This window comes from Pseudomonas flexibilis (genome assembly GCF_000806415.1).
Lineage (GTDB): Bacteria > Pseudomonadota > Gammaproteobacteria > Pseudomonadales > Pseudomonadaceae > Serpens > Serpens flexibilis.
Map to the genome: position 1 here is coordinate 311,439 of NZ_JTAK01000004.1, position 18,650 is coordinate 330,088.

At 66.8% G+C, this 18,650-nt stretch carries 15 protein-coding genes; 4 read left to right on the forward strand and 11 right to left on the reverse strand.

Annotation, left to right across the window (positions count from 1 at the left end):
* Positions 1 to 26: 26 nt before the first annotated feature.
* The 8 genes from PT85_RS10610 to PT85_RS10645 are packed head-to-tail and all read right to left on the reverse strand — an operon-like array spanning position 27 to position 8,177.
* On the reverse strand, positions 27 to 1,598 hold the full coding sequence (locus PT85_RS10610; RefSeq protein WP_039606623.1) for an AAA family ATPase: 1,572 nt from the start codon (positions 1,596 to 1,598) through the stop codon (positions 27 to 29).
* Between the two features lie 3 nt (positions 1,599 to 1,601).
* Positions 1,602 to 2,708, reverse strand: coding sequence for a 3-dehydroquinate synthase (aroB, locus tag PT85_RS10615; RefSeq protein ID WP_027591564.1), 1,107 nt, complete (start codon positions 2,706 to 2,708; stop codon positions 1,602 to 1,604).
* A gap of 51 nt (positions 2,709 to 2,759) precedes the next feature.
* Positions 2,760 to 3,278, reverse strand: a complete 519-nt coding sequence (gene aroK / locus PT85_RS10620) for a shikimate kinase AroK (protein WP_027591563.1) — start codon at positions 3,276 to 3,278, stop codon at positions 2,760 to 2,762.
* A gap of 4 nt (positions 3,279 to 3,282) precedes the next feature.
* On the reverse strand, positions 3,283 to 5,352 hold the full coding sequence (gene pilQ, locus PT85_RS10625) for a type IV pilus secretin PilQ (RefSeq protein WP_039606780.1): 2,070 nt from the start codon (positions 5,350 to 5,352) through the stop codon (positions 3,283 to 3,285).
* A gap of 41 nt (positions 5,353 to 5,393) precedes the next feature.
* Positions 5,394 to 5,921 (reverse strand): type 4a pilus biogenesis lipoprotein PilP, encoded by a 528-nt coding sequence (gene pilP, locus PT85_RS10630; RefSeq protein WP_027591561.1) that lies wholly within the window; start codon positions 5,919 to 5,921, stop codon positions 5,394 to 5,396.
* Positions 5,918 to 6,541, reverse strand: a complete 624-nt coding sequence (gene pilO / locus PT85_RS10635) for a type 4a pilus biogenesis protein PilO (RefSeq protein WP_027591560.1) — start codon at positions 6,539 to 6,541, stop codon at positions 5,918 to 5,920. The genes pilP and pilO overlap by 4 nt, the downstream gene beginning before the upstream one ends.
* The gene (locus PT85_RS10640) at positions 6,538 to 7,113 is read right to left on the reverse strand and encodes a PilN domain-containing protein (protein ID WP_027591559.1); all 576 of its coding nucleotides are present in this window, start codon (positions 7,111 to 7,113) and stop codon (positions 6,538 to 6,540) included. Before PT85_RS10640 ends, pilO begins: the two co-directional genes overlap by 4 nt.
* Positions 7,113 to 8,177, reverse strand: a complete 1,065-nt coding sequence (locus tag PT85_RS10645) for a pilus assembly protein PilM (protein WP_039559176.1) — start codon at positions 8,175 to 8,177, stop codon at positions 7,113 to 7,115. The genes PT85_RS10640 and PT85_RS10645 overlap by 1 nt, the downstream gene beginning before the upstream one ends.
* A 177-nt stretch (positions 8,178 to 8,354) precedes the next feature.
* Here PT85_RS10645 and PT85_RS10650 point away from each other — a divergent pair, with 177 nt between their 5' ends.
* Positions 8,355 to 10,775, forward strand: coding sequence for a penicillin-binding protein 1A (locus tag PT85_RS10650; RefSeq protein ID WP_039559170.1), 2,421 nt, complete (start codon positions 8,355 to 8,357; stop codon positions 10,773 to 10,775).
* 179 nt (positions 10,776 to 10,954) lie between these two features.
* Here PT85_RS10650 and PT85_RS10655 read toward each other — a convergent pair whose 3' ends face one another.
* The 3 genes from PT85_RS10655 to rpmE all read right to left on the reverse strand — a co-directional run bounded on the left by PT85_RS10655 (position 10,955) and on the right by rpmE (position 13,389).
* A complete protein-coding gene (locus tag PT85_RS10655) occupies positions 10,955 to 12,223 on the reverse strand; it encodes a malic enzyme-like NAD(P)-binding protein (RefSeq protein WP_027591753.1) in 1,269 nt (422 codons plus the stop codon).
* Positions 12,224 to 12,349: 126 nt separating this feature from the next.
* The gene (locus PT85_RS10660) at positions 12,350 to 13,153 is read right to left on the reverse strand and encodes a thermonuclease family protein (RefSeq protein ID WP_082013054.1); all 804 of its coding nucleotides are present in this window, start codon (positions 13,151 to 13,153) and stop codon (positions 12,350 to 12,352) included.
* Between the two features lie 23 nt (positions 13,154 to 13,176).
* Entirely contained in the window at positions 13,177 to 13,389 is a 213-nt protein-coding gene (gene rpmE, locus PT85_RS10665) for a 50S ribosomal protein L31 (RefSeq protein ID WP_027591755.1), read from the reverse strand.
* A 156-nt stretch (positions 13,390 to 13,545) separates the two neighbouring features.
* Here rpmE and PT85_RS10670 point away from each other — a divergent pair, with 156 nt between their 5' ends.
* The 3 genes from PT85_RS10670 (at position 13,546) to PT85_RS10680 (ending at position 18,406) form a co-directional block, all read left to right on the forward strand.
* Entirely contained in the window at positions 13,546 to 15,768 is a 2,223-nt protein-coding gene (locus PT85_RS10670) for a primosomal protein N' (RefSeq protein WP_027591756.1), read from the forward strand.
* A gap of 226 nt (positions 15,769 to 15,994) precedes the next feature.
* Entirely contained in the window at positions 15,995 to 17,734 is a 1,740-nt protein-coding gene (gene argS / locus PT85_RS10675) for an arginine--tRNA ligase (protein WP_039606624.1), read from the forward strand.
* Entirely contained in the window at positions 17,735 to 18,406 is a 672-nt protein-coding gene (locus tag PT85_RS10680) for an SPOR domain-containing protein (protein ID WP_039606625.1), read from the forward strand. It begins immediately after the preceding gene.
* Positions 18,407 to 18,650 lie beyond the last annotated feature (244 nt).

Sequence of the window (18,650 nt, forward strand, 5' to 3'; positions counted from 1 at the left end):
CCCCTGCGACATGCGGGACAGGCCGGTCAGGGCCGGCCGATTTCCTGCTGGATGCCGGCGAAGCTGCGCGCCCAAGGCTTGCCCGCGCGCACCTTGGCGGGCAGGCCGTCGATGGCTGCCTTGGCGGCCGCCTGATCGGCAAAGCTGCCGGTGGTTACCACGAACAGCGCCTTGCCCTGCTGGACCTTGCGGTAATAGCGATACTCGCTGCCCAGCTCGCGGACGAAGTCGCGAGCTGCCTGTTCGGAGCTGACCGCCAGCACCTGCAGCGCATAGTGCTGCGCCGACTGGGCCAGGTACCAGTCAACGGAGGGCGCCTGGGGCGTTGGCAGCGGCAGGCTGGCGATCTGCGTGGCGGCCGGCCGGGGTGGCTGGGCGGCCGGGGCGTTGCTCTCCGGTTCGGGCAGCGGCAGGGACACCCTGGCCGGCGCCGGCTCGCTCGCGACGGGTGCCGGGGCAGCAGGCGCCGCCACCGGCTGGGCGCTCGCGAGTGGCTGCGGCGTGGGCGACTCGGGCGGTAACGGCAGGGCCGTGACTGCGGGGGCGGCTTGCGGGACAACCGCCGGAGCAGCCGGGGCAGGTGGCTGGGCCGGGCGATTCGGCGCACTCGGCAACGGCAGCGGCTGTGGCGTATTGGCGAATTCCACGCGCGGCACCGCCGGCTCGGCCGCCCGCGTCACCGCATGGCGCTCGACCGGTGCGGCGGCAGGCGACACCTGCGCGTCAGTGGCCGGCTCGTCACCACTGCCCAGCCACAGCCAACCGGCCGCCACGGCCAGCAGAATACCGAGCAGTCCGAGCTGATGCTTGCGCGGCAGGTTGAACTGGAAGCCCGCCGGGCGCAGCAGACCGCGCTCCTCCAGCATGGCCTCGACCATCAGGTCACGAGCAGCCTCGTTGATCGGCCCCGGCCAGCCGCCGGAGCGCTGGTGAATCTCCCGCACCTGCTCGTCGCTGAGCAGGCCGATGCCCTGACCGGCGCCGTCCAGGCGCAACGCCAGGTAATCCCGGGTTTCCTCCTCGCTGTAGGGCTGCAGCTCGATGACATGGAAACGCTCCTCCTGATCGTCACCACTCAGCGCCGTCAGGCGTTCGACGGTCTGTGCCTCGCCGAACAGGAACACGTGGGCACGCCCTTCCTCAGGCCCCTGTGCCAGCACCAGCAGCTCGGCCAGGGCTTCACTGCTCAGCAGCTCGGCATCGTCCACCAGCAGGAACACCGCCTGGCCGGTGAGCGCCAGTTGTTCGACATGTCGCTGGATAGTCGTCGAGTCCGCATCCGGCAGCCCGAGCACCTGGGAAATCTGCAGCAACAGCGCCTGGGCGCTGCCGCCGGAATTCGCATTGAGCACCACCGGCAGCACCGTCTGCTTGTTGCAGGTGGCGACCAGCGCCTGGCGGAGCAGGGTCTTTCCACTGCCCAGCGGCCCGGTCACCAGCAGCAGCAGCTGGCTGTAGCGCGCCAGGTGCAGCAGCTGGGCAAGCAGCGGCTTGCGTTGCGCCGGGAAGAACTTGAAGTTGGGCACCCGCGCGGCGAAGGGGTCATGGCTGAACTGGTAGTGGCTGAGGAACACGTCCTCGGCGTGAAGGCTGCTCATGGATCAGGCGTCTCCTAGCGAGTCGACAAGGCCGGCGTAATCGGTAGTCAGGGTAGCCTGCAAGGCCTCACGTGGATAATCGGCGGTGACGACCGCCTCGCCCAGCCGCTGCAGCAGCACCAGGCGCAGCTGGCCGTCGAGCACCTTCTTGTCCACCGCCATGTGTTCGAGGAAGTGTTCGGGGGTCATCTCCTGCGGCGGTACCACCGGCAGGCCCGCACGACGCAGCAGGCGGATGCCGCGGTCGCGCTCGGCTTCGGCAATCCAGCCCAGGCGACGGGACATCTCCAGCGCCATAACGGTGCCAGCACCGACGGCCTCGCCATGCAGCCACACGCCATACCCCATGTGGGTTTCGATGGCGTGGCCGAAGGTATGGCCGAGGTTCAGGGTGGCGCGAATGCCTGATTCGCGCTCGTCGGCACCCACCACCCGGGCCTTCGCCGCGCAGGAACGCTCGATCGCCTCGCTGAGGGCGGCATCGTCGAGCTGGCGCAGCGCGTCGATGTTGGTTTCCAGCCAGCCGAGGAAAGGCTCGTCGCAGATCAACCCGTACTTGATCACCTCGGCCAGGCCGGCGGAAAGCTCACGCGCCGGCAGGGTGGCCAGGCTGGCGGTGTCGATCAGCACCGCCTGCGGCTGGTAGAAGGCGCCGATCATGTTCTTGCCCAGCGGGTGGTTGATGCCCGTCTTGCCGCCCACCGACGAATCGACCTGGGACAATAGCGTGGTGGGCACCTGGATGAAGTTCACGCCGCGCTGGTAACAGGCGGCGGCAAAGCCGGCCATGTCGCCGATTACCCCGCCGCCCAGGGCGATCACCGTGGTGCGCCGGTCGTGGCGGGCCTGCAGCAGGCCGTCGAAGATCAGCTGCAGGGTTTCCCAGTTCTTGTGGGCTTCGCCATCGGGCAGGACGATGTGGGTCTGCTTGAAATCGGCGAGTGCCGCTGACAGGCGCTGGAGATAGAGAGGCGCCACCGTCTCGTTGCTGACGATGGCCACCTGGCGGCCGACGATATGGCGGGCCAGCAGCGCGCCGTCGTCGAGCAGGCCGCGGCCAATATAGATGGGATAACTGCGCGTTCCGAGATCGACCTGAAGAGTCTGCATGGGGCCCCCGATTTGATCAGGGAGCTAGGATACCCCAGTTAGACGCCGGCATTAACGCTCGGGAAGCTCCTTGAGGCGCGCGAGGATTTCCAGCACCACCAGGCGCGGCGGTCGCTCGTCGGTCTCGATGATCAGGTCGGCGATCTCGCGGTACAGCGGATCGCGGATGGCCAGCAAGTCGCTCAGCACCTGCCCGGGGTTAGCGGTGCGCAGCAGCGGGCGGTTGCGATCGCGGGCGGTGCGCGCCAGTTGCTGCTCAACCGAGGTGTGCAGGTAGATCACCCGGCCGCCGGCGCGCAGAGCCTGGCGGTTCTCGGGGCGCATCACCGCGCCGCCGCCGGTGGCAATCACCAGCCCCTGCTCCTGGCAGAGGTCGGCCAGCACGGCCTGTTCGCGGTCGCGGAAGCCCTGCTCGCCCTCGACGTCGAAGATCCAGGGGATGTTCGCGCCGGTACGCACCTCAATCTCCTTGTCGGAGTCCTTGAAGTCCAGACGCAGTTCCTTGGCAAGCAGACGCCCGATGGTGCTTTTGCCAGCCCCCATCGGGCCCACGATGATCAGATTTTGCACAACCCTAACGACTCACAGCTAACGCCTGGCTGTGCATGATACGCGGAGTCAGGAAGACCAGCAGCTCGGATTTCTTGTCCTGCACGATGTCGCGGCGGAACAGTCGGCCGATGAAGGGCACGTCGCCCAGGAAGGGCACCTTCTCCACACCCTTTATCTGGGTATTGGAGAACACACCGCCGATGACGATGGTCTCGCCGTCGGCCACCAGCACCTTGGCGTTGACTTCGTTCTTGTTGATCGGCGGCACGCCGTTCATGGCGTTGGCGAAATCCGGGGCGTCCTTGTTGACCTTCACTTCCATGATGATGCGGTTGTCCGGGGTGATCTGCGGGGTCACCTCCAGCGACAGCGCCGCTTCCTTGAACGAGGTCGAGGTGGCGCCGCTGGAGCTGGCTTCCTGGTAGGGAATCTCCGCGCCCTTGAGGATCTTGGCAGTTTCCTTGTCGGCGGTGACCACCTTGGGCTGGGAGACGATCTCGCCGTTGCCGGTCTTCTCCATGGCCGTCAGTTCGAGGTCGAGGATCAGGTTGTCGGTCACGTAGCCGATGCCGAAGCCCGAGGTGCGACCCAGCACGCCCAGGTCGACGAAGGGGAAGTTGCCGCTGCTGTCCGCGCCGCTCTTGCCGCCCTCGTCGCCACGGTCATCGTTGCCATAGAAGACGCCACGGTCGTTGGCGAACGTCTGGCTGCCGCCCCAGCGCACGCCGAGGCTCTTGTCGTAGTCGACGTTGGCTTCGACGATACGCGCCTCGATCATCACCTGGCGCACCGGCACGTCCAGCAAGGTGACGATGCGCCGCAACTCGTCGATGCGCTCCTGGGTCAGGGTCACCAGCAGGCTGTTGGTGCGGTCGTCGAAGATCACCGAGCCGCGCATGTCGTCCTTGAGGGTGCCCTTGGCGGCTTCCGACTCGTACAGCTTGGCGATCTCGGAAGCCTTGGCATAGTTCAGCTGGATCACGTCCTTGCGCAGCGGGGCCAGCTCGGCCACCTGGCGCTGGGCTTCCAGTTCCTGGCGCTCGCGCTCGGCGATCTCGGCGGCCGGCGCCACCAGTAGCACGTTGCCCACCTGGCGCTTGTCGAGGCCCTTGGTCTTGAGGACAAGGTCCAGCGCCTGGTCCCAGGGCACGTTCTGCAGGCGCAGGGTGATGTTGCCCTGCACGGTGTCACTGGCCACCAGGTTCAGGTTGGTGAAGTCGGCGATCAGCTGCAGCACCGAGCGCACTTCGATGTCCTGGAAGTTCAGCGAGAGCTTCTGGCCGGTGTAGGCGAAACGCTCCGCCTTGCGGCGTTCCATTTCGCGATCGGTCAGCGGCTTGACGCTAAGGGTCAGGCGCCGGTCGGTCTGGAAGGCCATGTAATCATACTGCCCGCTGGGCTCGACGCTGATCACCACCTTGTCACCCTGCACCGCGCTGCTGACGAACTGCACCGGGGTGGCGAAATCCTTGACGTCCAGACGCAGGCGCAGCGATTCGGGCAACTGGGCGCGGGCGAACTCCAGGCGGATGCGTCCGCCCTGCTCCTGGATGTCCGGTGCCATGGCCGGGTCGCCCAGGTCGATGATGACGTTGCCTTCACCCTGCTCGCCGCGCTGGAAATCGACGCCACGAATCACCCGCCCGCCGGCCGCCGCAGCCTGCGGCGTCGGCACACTGGCAACCAGCGGCACCTGCGCCGCGCCCGCGACGGCGTTCTCGCCGAGCACCACATACAGATGATTGCCGTCGGCCCGGGTGCTGTAGGGCGTCAGCCGGTCGAGGTTGACGATCAGCCGGGTGCGGTCCTTGACCTCCATGATGTTCAGGCTGCGCGCATTGCCCATGCCCAGCTCGCGGTTCTTCACGCCGATCTGGCTGGTCACGCCGGGCAGGTCGAGCGCGATGCGCGCCGGCTGATCGATGGTGTAGCCGCGCGGCGCGGACACCGGCTGGTCGAAGCCGAGCTTTAGTTCGACCCGATCGCCCGGCAAGGCTGCGACATCCAGGCTTTGCAGGGTGGCCGCCAGTGCGTGCGGGGCGAGCAGGGTCGCCAGCAGCGACAGACCGAGGCGCGGGAGAATGCTGTTCATGCGTGCGTTCCGTTGTACAGACAGGCTGTTGTTAGTGATCATCAGGAGCGCTCCTTGAGCGTCATGCTGCGCGGCCGCTCGAGCCAGCCGCCATCGCCGTCGGGGACGATCTCCAGCACATCGACCTTGCCGGTCTCGATCGCCACCACCTTGCCGTGGTTGCGCCCCAGGTAGTCGCCGATACGAATCCGGTGCACGCCGCCAGCGCCCCGCACCAGGGCGAACATGCCCTCGGCGTTGGACAGGCTGCCCACCATCTCGAACATCTCGATGTTGAAGCCCTCCAGGAACTGCCGGACGCGATTCTCGTCAGGCTTGATGTCCTTCGAGCCGCGCTGCTGACGCGCCAGGTCGACGGGGATCGGCGGCTGGAATGGGCTGCGCAGATTGGCGGCGCTGTAGGTAAAGGCCTCGTAGGGCTGGAAGCTGGGAATCGGCTCGATGCGCCCCTTCGGACGGGCGCGCACTTCATCCATGTAGCCCTGCAGGTCATGAAAATCGTGGCCGGCACCGCAGCCCGCCAGGCTGGCAAGCACTGCGGCTACCGTCACGGCGCGAAGGCGGCTCATGGCGTCACCCCCTTGTCGTTGTAGCGGTAGGTCTTGGCGGTGATGGCCATGCGCAGCTTGCTGGCGCTGCCATCCTTGAGCGGCTTGATCTCGAAATCATGCAGCGTGACGATGCGCGACAGGCTGGCCACGCCGCTGACGAAGGTCGCCAGGTCGTGGTAGCCGCCCACCACGCTGATCTTGATCGGCAGCTCGATATAGAACTGCTGCACGACCTCGGGCTGCAGTTTGATCTCCTCGAACTCCAGGCCGCTGCCCAGGCCGGTGCGGGTGATGTCTTCCAGCAGCCCCGGCACCTCGGTGTCGCTGGGCAGCTGGCGCAGCATGACGCCGAAGGATTCCTCCATCTGCACCAACTGAGCCCGATAGGCCTCCAGGTTGGCGGCCTGGAAGGCCTTGGTGGAGAACTGCTCCTTGAGAGTGATTTCCTCGTTGCGCTGCTGATCCAGGCGTTCCTGCAGCTCCTTGAGATGCAACTGGTAGCCCATGAACAGCGTCAGCGCGAACAGCAGCACGGCAGCCACGGCCTTGACCGGCGCCGGCCAGGAACCCAGGTTGTTGAGGTCCAGGTCGGCAAGGTCGATCTTGCGCAGCCCTTCCAGGGATTGGGCGAGACTCATTTCTTCACCTCTTTTTCCTCACGCACCTCGGGTACCACCTGTTGCACCGTCAGTTGGAAGACGTTGGCCTGTTCGACCGCGCCGGAAGTCACGGCCTTGACCTCGGTGAGGTTCGGCCCGGCCAGCCAGTCGGAGCCATCCAGGTTGCGCATCAGGCTGGACACCTTGCTGTTGGATTCGGCGGCGCCGCGAATGGCGATGCTCTTGCCGGTCATGCTCAGCTCGCTGAAATGCACGCCCTCGGGCAAGGTCCGCGCCATCTGGTCGAAGACCCGCACGATGATCGGACGGTTGCCCTGCAGATCCTGGATGATCTTCATGCGCTCCAGCAGTTGCTGACGGCGGGTGCGCAGCTCGCTGATTTCCTTGATGCGGGCATCCAGCACGGCGATTTCCTTGCGCAGGTAATCGTTGCGCGCGCTCTGCTGCTCGATGGACAGGCTCAGGTACTGGTCGCTGAGGAACAGCAGGCCGGCCGCGGCGACCAGCACGCCGCCAAGCGTTGCCAGGAAGCGCTTGCGGCGCTCTTCGCGCAGCTTCTCGCGCCACGGAAGCAGGTTGATGCGAGCCATCAGTCAAAACTCCTCATCGCCAGGCCGCAGGCGATCATCAGCGCTGGCGCGTCGGCGGCGAGCGCCGCGGCATTGATGCGGCTGTTGAGCGTCATGTCGGTAAACGGGTTGGCCACCCGCGTGGTCGTGCCAAGTTTTTCCTCGATCAGACGGGCAAGGCCGGGAATGGAGGCGGTACCGCCGGCCAGCAGGATGCAATCCACCTCATGCAGCTGGCCGGATGCAAAGAAGAACTGCAGGGAGCGAGAGACCTGCTGCACCACCGCTTCGCGAAACGGTTGCAGCACTTCGCGCTCGTAATCCTCGGGCAGCCCGCCCTGGCGCTTGGCCAGGCCTGCCTCCTCGAGCGTCAGTCCGTAACGGCGCTGGATTTCCTCGGTGAGCTGGCGACCGCCAAACAGCTGCTCGCGGGTATATAAGGTACGGCCATTGAGCAGCACGCTCAGGGTGGTCATGGTGGCGCCGATGTCCACCACCGCGACGGCCAGGTTCTCGCCCCGCTTGCCGAGCTGCGGCGCCAGCAGGTCGTAGGTGCGCTCCAGGGCATAGGCCTCGACATCCACCACCCGAGTGGACAGGCCGGCCAGCGACAGTGCCGCCTCGCGCGCCTCGACGTTCTCCTTGCGGCAGGCCGCCAGCAGAACCTCGACCCGCTCCGGATTGCGCGGCGCCGGACCCTGCACTTCGAAGTCGATGGCAACCTCTTCCAGCGGATAGGGGATGTACTGGTCCGCCTCCAGCTTGAGCTGGGTCTCCAGCTCCTCATCGCTCAGGCCGGCATCCATTTCCACCAGCTTGGTAATGACGGCGGAGCCAGCGACCGCGACCGCCGCCTGGCGCGCACTGGCCCGCGACTTGCCGAGCACGCGGGCGAGCGCCAGACCGACGCCCTCCACCTCGACGATGTTCTTCTCCACCACCGCGTTGGCCGGCAGCGGCTCGACCGCATAGGCCTCGACCTTGTAGCGGTTCCCCGAACGACTCAATTCGAGCAGCTTGACCGAAGTCGAACTGATATCGACGCCGAGCACCGCGTTGGCCTTTTTACTGAAGAGTCCTGGCACGCCCGTTTTTCCCTATGTGCATCCGCGACTTACGAACACTGTGATGCCGCTCGACATCCAGCAGCCCTCTTGACAGGCGGCCAAATGGCTCGCAGGAAGGGAAAGCGCTTATAATGCGACCCGCTTTTCCCGGCCCGTCGGCCTGACGCCCACCCTTTACCCTGGAAATCCGCCACCTTGATTCGCCTGCTGAAATTCGTCGTGTGGTCCGGCTTCGCCGTCGTATGCGGTCTGGCGCTGAGCCTCAGCGGCGCCTTCCTCTACATCAATCCCACACTCCCCTCCGTCGAAGCGCTGCGCAGCATCCAGCTGCAGATTCCCCTGCGCATCTACAGCAGCGACGGCAAGCTCATCGCCGAGTACGGCGAAATGCGGCGAACGCCTATCGAATTCGAAGCCATCCCCCGCGATTTCATCGACGCCCTGCTGGCTGCGGAGGACGACAATTTTGCGAATCATTATGGCGTTGACATCAGCGGCCTGATGCGCGCTGCCACGCAATTATTGAAATCGGGCCAGATCCAGTCGGGCGGCAGCACCATCACCATGCAGGTGGCGAAGAACTACTTCCTCACCAGTGAGAAGAGCTTCTCGCGCAAGATCACCGAAATCCTCCTGGCCCTGCAGATCGAGCGCGACCTGAGCAAGGACGAGATCTTCGAGCTGTATGTGAACAAGATCTATCTGGGCAACCGCGCCTACGGCATCGAAGCCGCCGCGCAGATCTACTACGGCAAATCCATCCAGGAACTGAACCTGGCCCAGCTGGCGATGATCGCCGGCCTGCCCAAGGCGCCTTCGCGCTACAACCCGGTGGTCAATCCCGAGCGCAGCAAGGAGCGTCGCGACTGGATCCTCGGCCGCATGTACCGCCTGGGCAAGATCGACCAGCAGCGTTACCTGGACGCCCTGGCCGAGCCGGTCGAGGTGCGCCTGCACATCCCGACCCCGGAACTGAACGCGCCCTACGTGGCCGAGATGGTCCGCGCGGAAATGGTCGGCCTGTATGGCAGCGAGGCGTATACCGAGGGCTTCCGGGTCTACACCACGGTGCCCAGCGACCTGCAGAGCTTCGCCAACAGCGCCGTACACCTGGGCCTGCAGAGCTACGACCAGCGCCACGGCTATCGCGGGCCGGAAACCCGCTACCGCGGCCAGACCCGCGAAGCCTGGGAACAACGCCTGGCCGAGCAGCGCAGCATTGGCGGCCTGCTGCCCGCCATCGTCACCGAGCTGACTGACGACGGAATCCTGGTACTGACCAGCCAGGGCGAGGAGCCGGTGAGCTGGGAAACCATGAAATGGGCCCGCCCCTACCTGGACACCGACAACGTCGGCGACTGGCCGAAGAAGCCGGGCGACGTGGTGCAGCCCGGCGACCTGATCCGCGTGCAGCGCAAACCGGATGAAAGCCTGGCCTTCAGCCAGTTGCCGACCGCGCAAAGCGCGCTGGTTTCACTGAATCCGCAGGATGGCGCCATCCTCGCCCTGGTGGGCGGCTTCTCCTTCGAGCAGAGCAACTACAACCGCGTGGTACAGGCCCGGCGCCAGCCCGGCTCCAGCTTCAAGCCGTTCCTGTACAGCGCCGCGCTGGATCGCGGCTACACGCCGGCCACGCTGGTCAACGACGCGCCGATCGTCTACCACGACTCCAGCATGGACGAGGCCTGGCGGCCGAAGAACGACAACAACACCTTCCTCGGTCCGATCCGCCTGCGTGAGGCGCTCTACCGCTCGCGCAACCTGGTGTCGATCCGGCTGCTGCAGAACATCGGCATCCAGTACGCCCTGAACTACATGGATCGCTTCGGCTTCCCGCGCGAAAACCTGCCCCGCGACCTGTCGCTGGCGCTGGGTACCGCCGCGCTGACGCCGCTGGAGATCACCGCGGGCTGGAGCGTGTTCGCCAACGGCGGCTACAAGGTCACGCCCTACCTGATCCAGCGCGTCGAGAATCGCGACGCCGAGATCATCTACCAGGCCAATCCGGCCCGCGCCCCGAAACCGGGCGAAGTCGTTGCCGATCAGGCCGGGACCGAAAACCTGCGCACGGTCAGCGATGCGGCGCCAGCAGACGACACGCAGCAGCCGCGCATTGCCGAACAGATTGTCGACTCGCGAACCGTCTTCATCCTCGACAGCATGCTCAAGGACGTGGTCACCAAGGGCACCGGCCGCCGCGCCCTGGCGCTGGAGCGCGACGACCTGGCCGGCAAGACCGGCACCACCAACGACTCCAAGGACGCCTGGTTCACCGGCTACAACGGCGACTACGTGACCACCGTCTGGGCCGGTTTCGACCAGCCGGAGAGCCTCGGCCGCTGGGAGTACGGCGGCACCGTGGCGCTGCCGATCTGGATGAGCTACATGGGTCCGGCTCTCAGCGGCAAGCCGTCGCGCACCCTGCCCGAACCCGGCGGTCTGCTGAGCCTGCGCATCGACCCGGTCACCGGCCGCGCCGCGTCGGCCGCCACGCCGAATGCCTACTTCGAGATCTTCAAGAGCGAGGACTCACCGCCGCCGCTGGGTGAGCTGGACGCCGGCGCCCCCGGCAGCCCGCTGCCGGCCGACGAGGTGGCACCGATCGACCTGTTCTAGGCAGGGTGCCCCCCGCAGGCCTTGCGGGGGCGATGCATTCGCCACCTTTGGTGCTCGGGACCACAGGCCGGTGGCCGGCGCGAAGAGCTCGCGAACGCGTCCGCTCCCACCGAGTCCGTCGCGAATCCCGCCCACAAAAAACCCGCCTCTCGGCGGGTTTTTTGTTTCTGCTCAGGACATCAGACGTTGAACACGTCATCCACCGACTTGAGCGGGTAGTTCTTCGGGTAGGGCAGCGTAGCCACGCCACTCTCGATGGCGGCCTTGGCCACCGCGTCGGACACCAGGGTGATCAGGCGCGGATCCATCGGCTTGGGAATGATGTACTCGCGACCGAACTCCAGACCGCACAGGCCGTAGGCAGCGCAGACTTCCTGGGGCACCGGCAGCTTGGCCAGGTCACGCAGGGCCAGCGCGGCGGCGATCTTCATTTCCTCGTTGATGCGCTTGGCGCGTACGTCCAGGGCACCGCGGAAGATGAAGGGGAAGCCCAGCACGTTGTTGACCTGGTTCGGGTAGTCCGAACGGCCGGTGGCCATGATCACGTCGCTACGGGTGGCATGGGCCAGTTCCGGCTTGATCTCCGGATCCGGGTTGGAGCAGGCGAACACGATCGGGTTGGCCGCCATGCGCTTGAGGCCCTCAGGGCTCAGCAGGTCCGGACCGGACAGGCCGACGAACACGTCGGCGCCTTCCAGGGCGTCGTCCAGGGTGCGCTTGTCGGTCTCGTGGGCGAACATCGCCTTGTACTGGTTCAGGTCGTCGCGACCGGCATGGATCACGCCCTTGCGGTCGATCATGTAGATGTTCTCGACCTTGGCGCCCATGCTGATCAGCAGCTTCATGCAGGAGGTGGCGGCGGCGCCGGCACCGAGGCAGACGATCTTCGCGTTTTCCAGGGTCTTGCCGGCGATTTCCAGCGCGTTGAGCATGCCGGCCGCGGTGACGATGGCGGTGCCATGCTGGTCATCGTGGAACACCGGAATGTCGCACTGCTCGATCAGCGTGCGCTCGATCTCGAAGCACTCGGGTGCCTTGATGTCTTCCAGGTTGATGCCGCCGAAGGTGATGGAGATGCGCTTGACGGTGTCGATGAAGGCCTGGGGGCTTTCCGCGTCTACCTCGATGTCGAACACATCGACGCCGGCGAAGCGCTTGAACAGCACGCCCTTGCCTTCCATGACCGGCTTGGACGCCAGCGGGCCCAGGTTGCCCAGGCCGAGAATCGCCGTGCCGTCGGAAATCACCGCTACCAGGTTGCCCTTGCCGGTGTAGCGATAGGCCAGGTCCGCATCACGGGCAATTTCCCGTACCGGCTCAGCCACGCCGGGGCTGTAGGCCAGGGCCAGATCGCGAGCGGTGGCAGTAGGCTTGGTCAGTTCCACGCTCAGCTTCCCGGGGCGGGGCTGGGCATGGTAGTCGAGAGCGGCTGTTTTCAAATCAGACATGGTGGAGGTATCCGCTTTTTTTTGTGCAGGGCAGCGAGCATACGAAAGAAGAATACCCCCCCACAAGCCGGCGCCGAACGGTGCGTAAAAAGGTCGCGAAAATCCAGAAAGCAATGCGACAGGGCGTCACATCCCGACGCGCTCGACGGGTCGCAGCAACACCGGATGATCCAGCTCGAGCAACCAGCGCGCCTGCCCGGGCCCCGGGCGCATGCGTTCCAGCACCCAGCCGCGCGCCTCCACCGTGCGCCCGCTCACACTATCCAGATCCAGGGCGCGGAAGCGCGCCTGATGCTGCGGCCGGATACGCAGCGCCAGGCCGCCGTCCAGCTCCAGCCAGGTCCCGCCGCGGTTGCGCGCCACCCGGGTGACTCGCCCGTGCACCAGCGCGAAACCCGGACGCCGCAGTTGCGCAGGCGCGAGCGCGGCCATATTCCGCCAGAGGCCCTTGCCGGCAAGGCGGGCCTCGGCCTCGACCTGGTAATGGCAGTCCACCAGGCGCAGGTTGGGCGCCACCGCCACCTGCAGCGCCAGCCCCTCGCGCAGCAACAACGCGGCCAGGTTGCGCCCCTGGCGGTCGTACAGGTGTGCCAGTTCGCGGCCATGCCCGTCGCGGCGCTCGACCCCGGGCAGCATCCGCAGGCGCCCCGCGCTTTCCTGGACCTGCTCGACCAGGAAGCGCCGCGCCGCCTGCGCATAAGGCTCGGCAGGCCGGCGCTGCCCGCCCAGCTCAGGCGCGTTCACTCCGATCAAGCGCACGCGGCGACCATCCACCAGGCGCAGGGTGTCACCATCCACCACGCGTTCGACGCGCACCGTCTCGCCCTCGCCCGGCAGCGCGCAGAGGGCGGCGACTGGCCGGACGAACAGAACGGCAATAAAAAAGGCGCCCCACAGGGGCGCCTTTTTCTGCAGCACGGAAATACCCACCAGGGCTTCCCGAATGTCGGGCCTTACTTGGCGCCGAACACGCCGAAGCGCTGCTTGAAGCGATCGATACGGCCGCCGGTGTCCAGCACCTTCTGCTTGCCGGTGTAGAACGGGTGGCACTCGTTGCACACGTCGATGCTCAGATCCTTGCCCAGGGTGGAGCGGGTCTTGATCACGTTGCCGCAGGAGCAGGTCGCAGTGACCTCGACGTAGTTCGGATGGATATCGGCTTTCATGGTACGTCCTCGAGTCGGCGTGCCGCCATCCGGCCCTATGCCGAATACCGCACGCAAAACAGGCGGCGGATGATACCAGAGCAGACCCTCGTTGCAAGAGCGCCCGCCACCGGCGTGCGCTTGTTAAGATCGCCGGCAATCTGCCAGGGATCGACCGTGACCAACCTCATTCTCCGCCTCGCCCTCCCCTCGCCGCTGCGCCGGTTGTTCGACTACCGAGCGCCGCCCGGCGTGCCGGCGTCCGCGCTCCAGCCTGGCACGCGCCTGCGCGTGCCGTTCGGCCGGCGCGAGGTGGTCGGCGTGCTGGTGGAAACCGCCCCGCACAGCGACGTGCCCGAGGACAAGCTCAAGGCCGCCCTGCAACTGCTGGACAGCCGCCCCTTGCTGCCCCCGGCGCTGTTCCGGCTATGCCTGTGGACGGCGCAGTACTACCAGCACAGCCTGGGCGACACCCTCAGCTGGGCCCTGCCGGTGCTGCTGCGCCAGGGCGAACCGGCCGAGGTACGCCAGGAACAGGTGTGGACTCAGGTCCCGGGCGCCAGCCTGGACGATCCGCGCCTGAGTCGCGCTCCGCGCCAGCGCGAGGCGCTGCGCACGCTGGCCCAGCATCCGCAGGGCGTGCCGCACAGCCTGCTCGGCAAGTTGGAGCTCAACCGCGACAGCCTAGAGCTGCTGCGCGACAAGGGCCTGGTGCAGGTCAGCGTGCGCGCACGCACGGTCAAGCCGCACCACGGCGGTTGGCTGGCGCAGGCAGAGCTGCCGCTGAACGCCGAGCAGAGCGCCGCTACCGAAGCGGTGCGCGCCAGCTTCGGCGGCTTCCGGCCCTTCCTGCTGGCCGGGGTGACCGGCAGCGGCAAGACCGAGGTCTACCTGCAGCTGATCCGCCAGACCCTGGAGGCCGGCAAGCAGGCGCTGGTGCTGATTCCGGAAATCAACCTGGGGCCGCAGACCCTGGACCGCTTTGCCCGCCGTTTCAACGCGCGCATCGCCCTGCTGCATTCGGGACTCAACGACCGCGAGCGCCTCGACGCCTGGCTGGCCGCGCGCGACGGCGACGCGGAGATCGTCATTGGCACCCGCTCGGCGCTGTTCACACCGCTGAAGAACCCGGGACTGATCATCGTCGACGAGGAACACGACGCCTCCTACAAGCAGCAGGAGGGCCTGCGCTATCACGCCCGCGACCTGGCGCTGATGCGCGCCCGCCAGGAGAACCTGCCGATCCTGCTCGGCTCAGCCACGCCATCGCTGGAAAGCCTGCACAATGCCGCAACCGGCCGTTACGCGCTGCTCAAGCTGACCCAGCGCGCCGGCGGCGCCCAGGCGCCGCGCTTCCTGCGCCTGGACGTGAAAAGCCTGCCGCTGGACAGCGGCATTTCCGGCCCGCTGCAGCAGGCCATGCGCCAGACACTGGAAGCGGGCCAGCAGGTACTGGTGTTCCTCAACCGCCGCGGCTTCGCGCCAACCCTGTTCTGCCAGGACTGCGGCTGGATCAGCCAGTGCCCGCGCTGCGATGCACGCATGACCGTGCACCAGCGCCACCACGAGCTGCGCTGCCACCATTGCGGGCATGCCGAGCGCACGCCGCACAACTGCCCCAAGTGCAACCATGTGGACCTGCGCCCGCTGGGCACCGGCACCGAGCGCGCCGAGGAACGCCTCAACACCCTGTTTCCCGACTACCCGGTGCTGCGCATCGACCGCGACAGCACGGCGCGCAAGGGCGCCATGGAGCAGTTGTTCACCACCATCAACAAGGGCGAGCCCTGCGTGCTGGTCGGCACCCAGATGCTTGCCAAGGGACACCACTTCCCGCGCGTCACCCTGGTGGCGATCCTCGATGCCGATGGCGGACTGTTCTCCGCCGATTTCCGCGCACCGGAACGCATGGCCCAGATGATCGTCCAAGTCGCCGGTCGCGCCGGACGGGCCGACCAGCCCGGACGGGTGATCATCCAGAGCCAGCTGGCCGACCATCCTTTATTGGTGCAGCTCACCGAACAGGGTTACTTCGCCTTCGCCGAACAGGCGCTGGCCGAACGGCGCGCCGCCGGCCTGCCACCGTTCAGCCACCTGGCGCTGCTGCGCGCCGAGGCGCACCGTCCCGGCCAGGCCGAGGGCTTCCTCGACCTGGCCTGCGTCGAAGCCGAAGCGCTGCTTGAGGAACTGCAGGTCGCCGGCGGCATCGAACTGCTCGGTCCGGTACCGGCGCCGATGGAGCGCCGCGCCGGCCGTTACCGCGCGCAGCTGCTGCTGCAGGGCAACAGCCGGGCACCGCTGCACAGGCTGCTGCACGCCTGGCTGCCACGCCTGGAGCAGTTGCCGGACAGCCGCGCGGTGCGCTGGTCGCTGGACGTCGATCCGATCGACCTGTTTTGAGCAACGGCGGCCGGGAAAGCGCCAACCGCCCTACGATCTCGCCCGCGCACCAGCCCACCACGCAGGGCGGTCAACGCTGTTTGTGGCCGCCGGGCGGGGGGGTGCACGCGGCGGCCAGGAACGCGCCGACCGACCGGGCGTCGCCACGCCCTTGCCTGTGGCCTGACCCTTGCCGCTGCTTCTATAATGCGCGGTTTTCGAGCAGCCCCGCCGACCGAGCCTTCCGATGAAAGACAGCATTCGCCACCTGATCCAGCAAGCCCTTGACCGCCTCACCGCCGATGGCGTGCTGCCCGCGGGCCTGACCCCGGCCATCCAGGTGGAGAACACCAAGGACAAGAGCCACGGCGACTTCGCCAGCAACATCGCCATGATGCTGGCCAAGCCCGCCGGCATGAAGCCCCGCGACCTGGCCGAGAAGCTGATCGCCGCCCTGCCGGCCGATCCGTCCATCAGCAAGGTGGACATCGCCGGCCCCGGTTTCCTGAACTTCTTCCAGAACACCGATGCCCTGGCCCAGCGCCTGGAAGCGGCGCTGGGCGATGAACACCTCGGCGTGCGCAAGGCCGGCGCGCATCAGCGCGTGGTGATCGACCTGTCCTCGCCAAACCTGGCCAAGGAAATGCACGTGGGCCACCTGCGTTCCACCATCATTGGCGACGCCGTGGGCCGCGTGCTGGAGTTCCTCGGCGACGAGGTGATCCGCCAGAACCACGTGGGCGACTGGGGCACCCAGTTCGGCATGCTGCTGGCCTACCTGGAAGAGAACCCGGCGTCGGCGGAAACCGAGCTGTCCGACCTGGAGCAGTTCTACCGTGCCGCCAAGCAGCGCTTCGACGACTCTGAAACTTTCGCCAACCGTGCCCGCGAGCTGGTGGTCAAGCTGCAGGCCGGCGATGCCGAGTGCCTGCGCCTGTGGGCGCGCTTCAACGAGATATCCCTGTCGCATTGCCAGAAGGTCTACGACCGCCTCAACGTGCGCCTGACCCCGGCCGACGTGAAGGGCGAAAGCGCCTACAACGCCGAGCTGCCCGGCATCATTGAGGCGCTGCGCGCCCAGGGCCTGCTCACCGAGGACCAGGGCGCCCAGTGCGTGTTCCTCGACGAATTCAAGAATGCCGAAGGCAACCCGCTACCGGTGATCGTGCAGAAGGCCGGCGGCGGCTACCTGTACGCCACCACCGACCTGGCCGCCATGCGCTACCGCAGCCAGCAACTGAAGGCTGACCGCGCGCTGTACTTCGTCGACCAGCGCCAGGCCCTGCACTTCCAGATGGCCTTCGAAGTGGCCCGTCGCGCCGGTTTCGTGCACGCCGGCATGCAGCTGGAGCACATGGGCTTCGGCACCATGAACGGCGCCGACGGCCGTCCGTTCAAGACCCGCGACGGCGGCACCGTGAAGCTGATCGACCTGCTCGACGAAGCCGAGCAACGCGCCTACGCCCTGGTGAAAGGCAAGAACCCCGAACTGGACGAAGCCGAGCTGCGCACCATCGCGCGCGCCGTCGGCATCGGTGCCGTCAAGTACGCTGATCTGTCCAAGCACCGCACCAGTGACTACAGCTTCAACTTCGAACTGATGCTGAGCTTCGAGGGCAACACCGCGCCCTACCTGCTGTATGCCTACACCCGTGTGGCCAGCGTGTTCCGCAAGCTGGGCAAGGGCCTCGACGAGGTGGACGGCCAGATTCATATCCAGGCCGAACAGGAGCAGGCCCTGGCCGCCAAGCTGGCGCAGTTTGGTGAAGTGCTCAACAGTGTTGGCGAAAAGGGCGTGCCGCACCTGCTGTGCGCCTATCTGTATGATCTGGCCGGACTATTCTCGAGCTTCTACGAGCACTGCCCGATCCTCACCGCCGAGGACGAAGCCACCCAGCAAAGCCGTCTGCGCCTGGCCGCCCTGACCGGCCGCACCCTCAAGCAGGGGCTCGAACTGCTCGGCCTGGAACCTCTGGAGCGCATGTAAATGGCTGCCGCCGCACGCAAGAAACCTGCCCCCAAGCGTGGCGCCAGCCGCCCGCAGGCGCCTGCGAGCAAAAAGCAGCTGCCGGCCTGGGCCTGGCTGGCGTGCGGCCTGCTGATCGGCGGTTTCGTCGTGTTTCTCGCCACCCTCGAGCCCGGCAACGAGGCGGTGAAGCGCCCAAGGGAAACCACCGCCCCGAAACAACCGACTGAACCCGCGGCGCCCAAGCCCAAGTACGACTTCTATACCCTGCTGCCCGAGTCGGAAGTCATCGTCCCGCCGGAGCCGGTCAAGCCACCGCCCAAACCGGCGCCCAAACCGGTCACCCCGCAGGAGGCCGCACGCATCGACACCAAACGCGCCGAGATGGCCCTGCAGGGCAAGGTGCCGCCCCCTCCGCCACCGGTGGTTGCCAGCGCTGCCACCGGCAGCACCAGTCAGTTTTTCCTGCAGGCCGGTTCCTTCCCCACCAAGGCCCAGGCGGAGAGCGTGCGCGCGCAGATCACCCTGTTGGGCCAGATCGCCCGCCTGGAGTCCGGCACGGTTGGCGATCGCACCTGGCACCGCGTGCTGGTCGGCCCGTTCAGCAATCGCGAGCAGATGGGCCAGGCGCAGCAGGTGCTCACCAGCAATGGGTTCAGCAACCTCCTGCCGCAACAGCGCAAGGTGAATTGACGCGCCTCGCGCCGCACCGCCTTCCGCGGGAGCGGACTGGCCCGCGATTTTTCCCGCAACCGCTACCCTGGCCGTGTGACCCTGGCCGGGCGCACGGTCAGGACCGCCTCAAGGCTCGCGAGTGAATTCGCCCCCGCGGGCCCAGTGTTGCAGACCACGCCCGGGGCGTTCCGCCTCCACCGCCTTCGACGTTCGTCGCCCTTCGCTTGAAGCCTCCCCCCGGCACCCCCATATCGGCTTGCAT

Bases quoted from the DNA above. Each gene is read 5' to 3' on its own strand.
- PT85_RS10610 (WP_039606623.1), bottom strand. From the start codon at position 1,598: ATGAGCAGCCTTCACGCCGAGGACGTGTTCCTCAGCCACTACCAGTTC.
- aroB (WP_027591564.1), bottom strand. From the start codon at position 2,708: ATGCAGACTCTTCAGGTCGATCTCGGAACGCGCAGTTATCCCATCTAT.
- pilQ (WP_039606780.1), bottom strand. From the start codon at position 5,352: ATGAACAGCATTCTCCCGCGCCTCGGTCTGTCGCTGCTGGCGACCCTG.
- pilP (WP_027591561.1), bottom strand. From the start codon at position 5,921: ATGAGCCGCCTTCGCGCCGTGACGGTAGCCGCAGTGCTTGCCAGCCTG.
- pilO (WP_027591560.1), bottom strand. From the start codon at position 6,541: ATGAGTCTCGCCCAATCCCTGGAAGGGCTGCGCAAGATCGACCTTGCC.
- PT85_RS10640 (WP_027591559.1), bottom strand. From the start codon at position 7,113: ATGGCTCGCATCAACCTGCTTCCGTGGCGCGAGAAGCTGCGCGAAGAG.
- PT85_RS10655 (WP_027591753.1), bottom strand. From the start codon at position 12,223: ATGTCTGATTTGAAAACAGCCGCTCTCGACTACCATGCCCAGCCCCGC.
- rpmE (WP_027591755.1), bottom strand. From the start codon at position 13,389: ATGAAAGCCGATATCCATCCGAACTACGTCGAGGTCACTGCGACCTGC.
- argS (WP_039606624.1), top strand. From the start codon at position 15,995: ATGAAAGACAGCATTCGCCACCTGATCCAGCAAGCCCTTGACCGCCTC.
- PT85_RS10680 (WP_039606625.1), top strand. From the start codon at position 17,735: ATGGCTGCCGCCGCACGCAAGAAACCTGCCCCCAAGCGTGGCGCCAGC.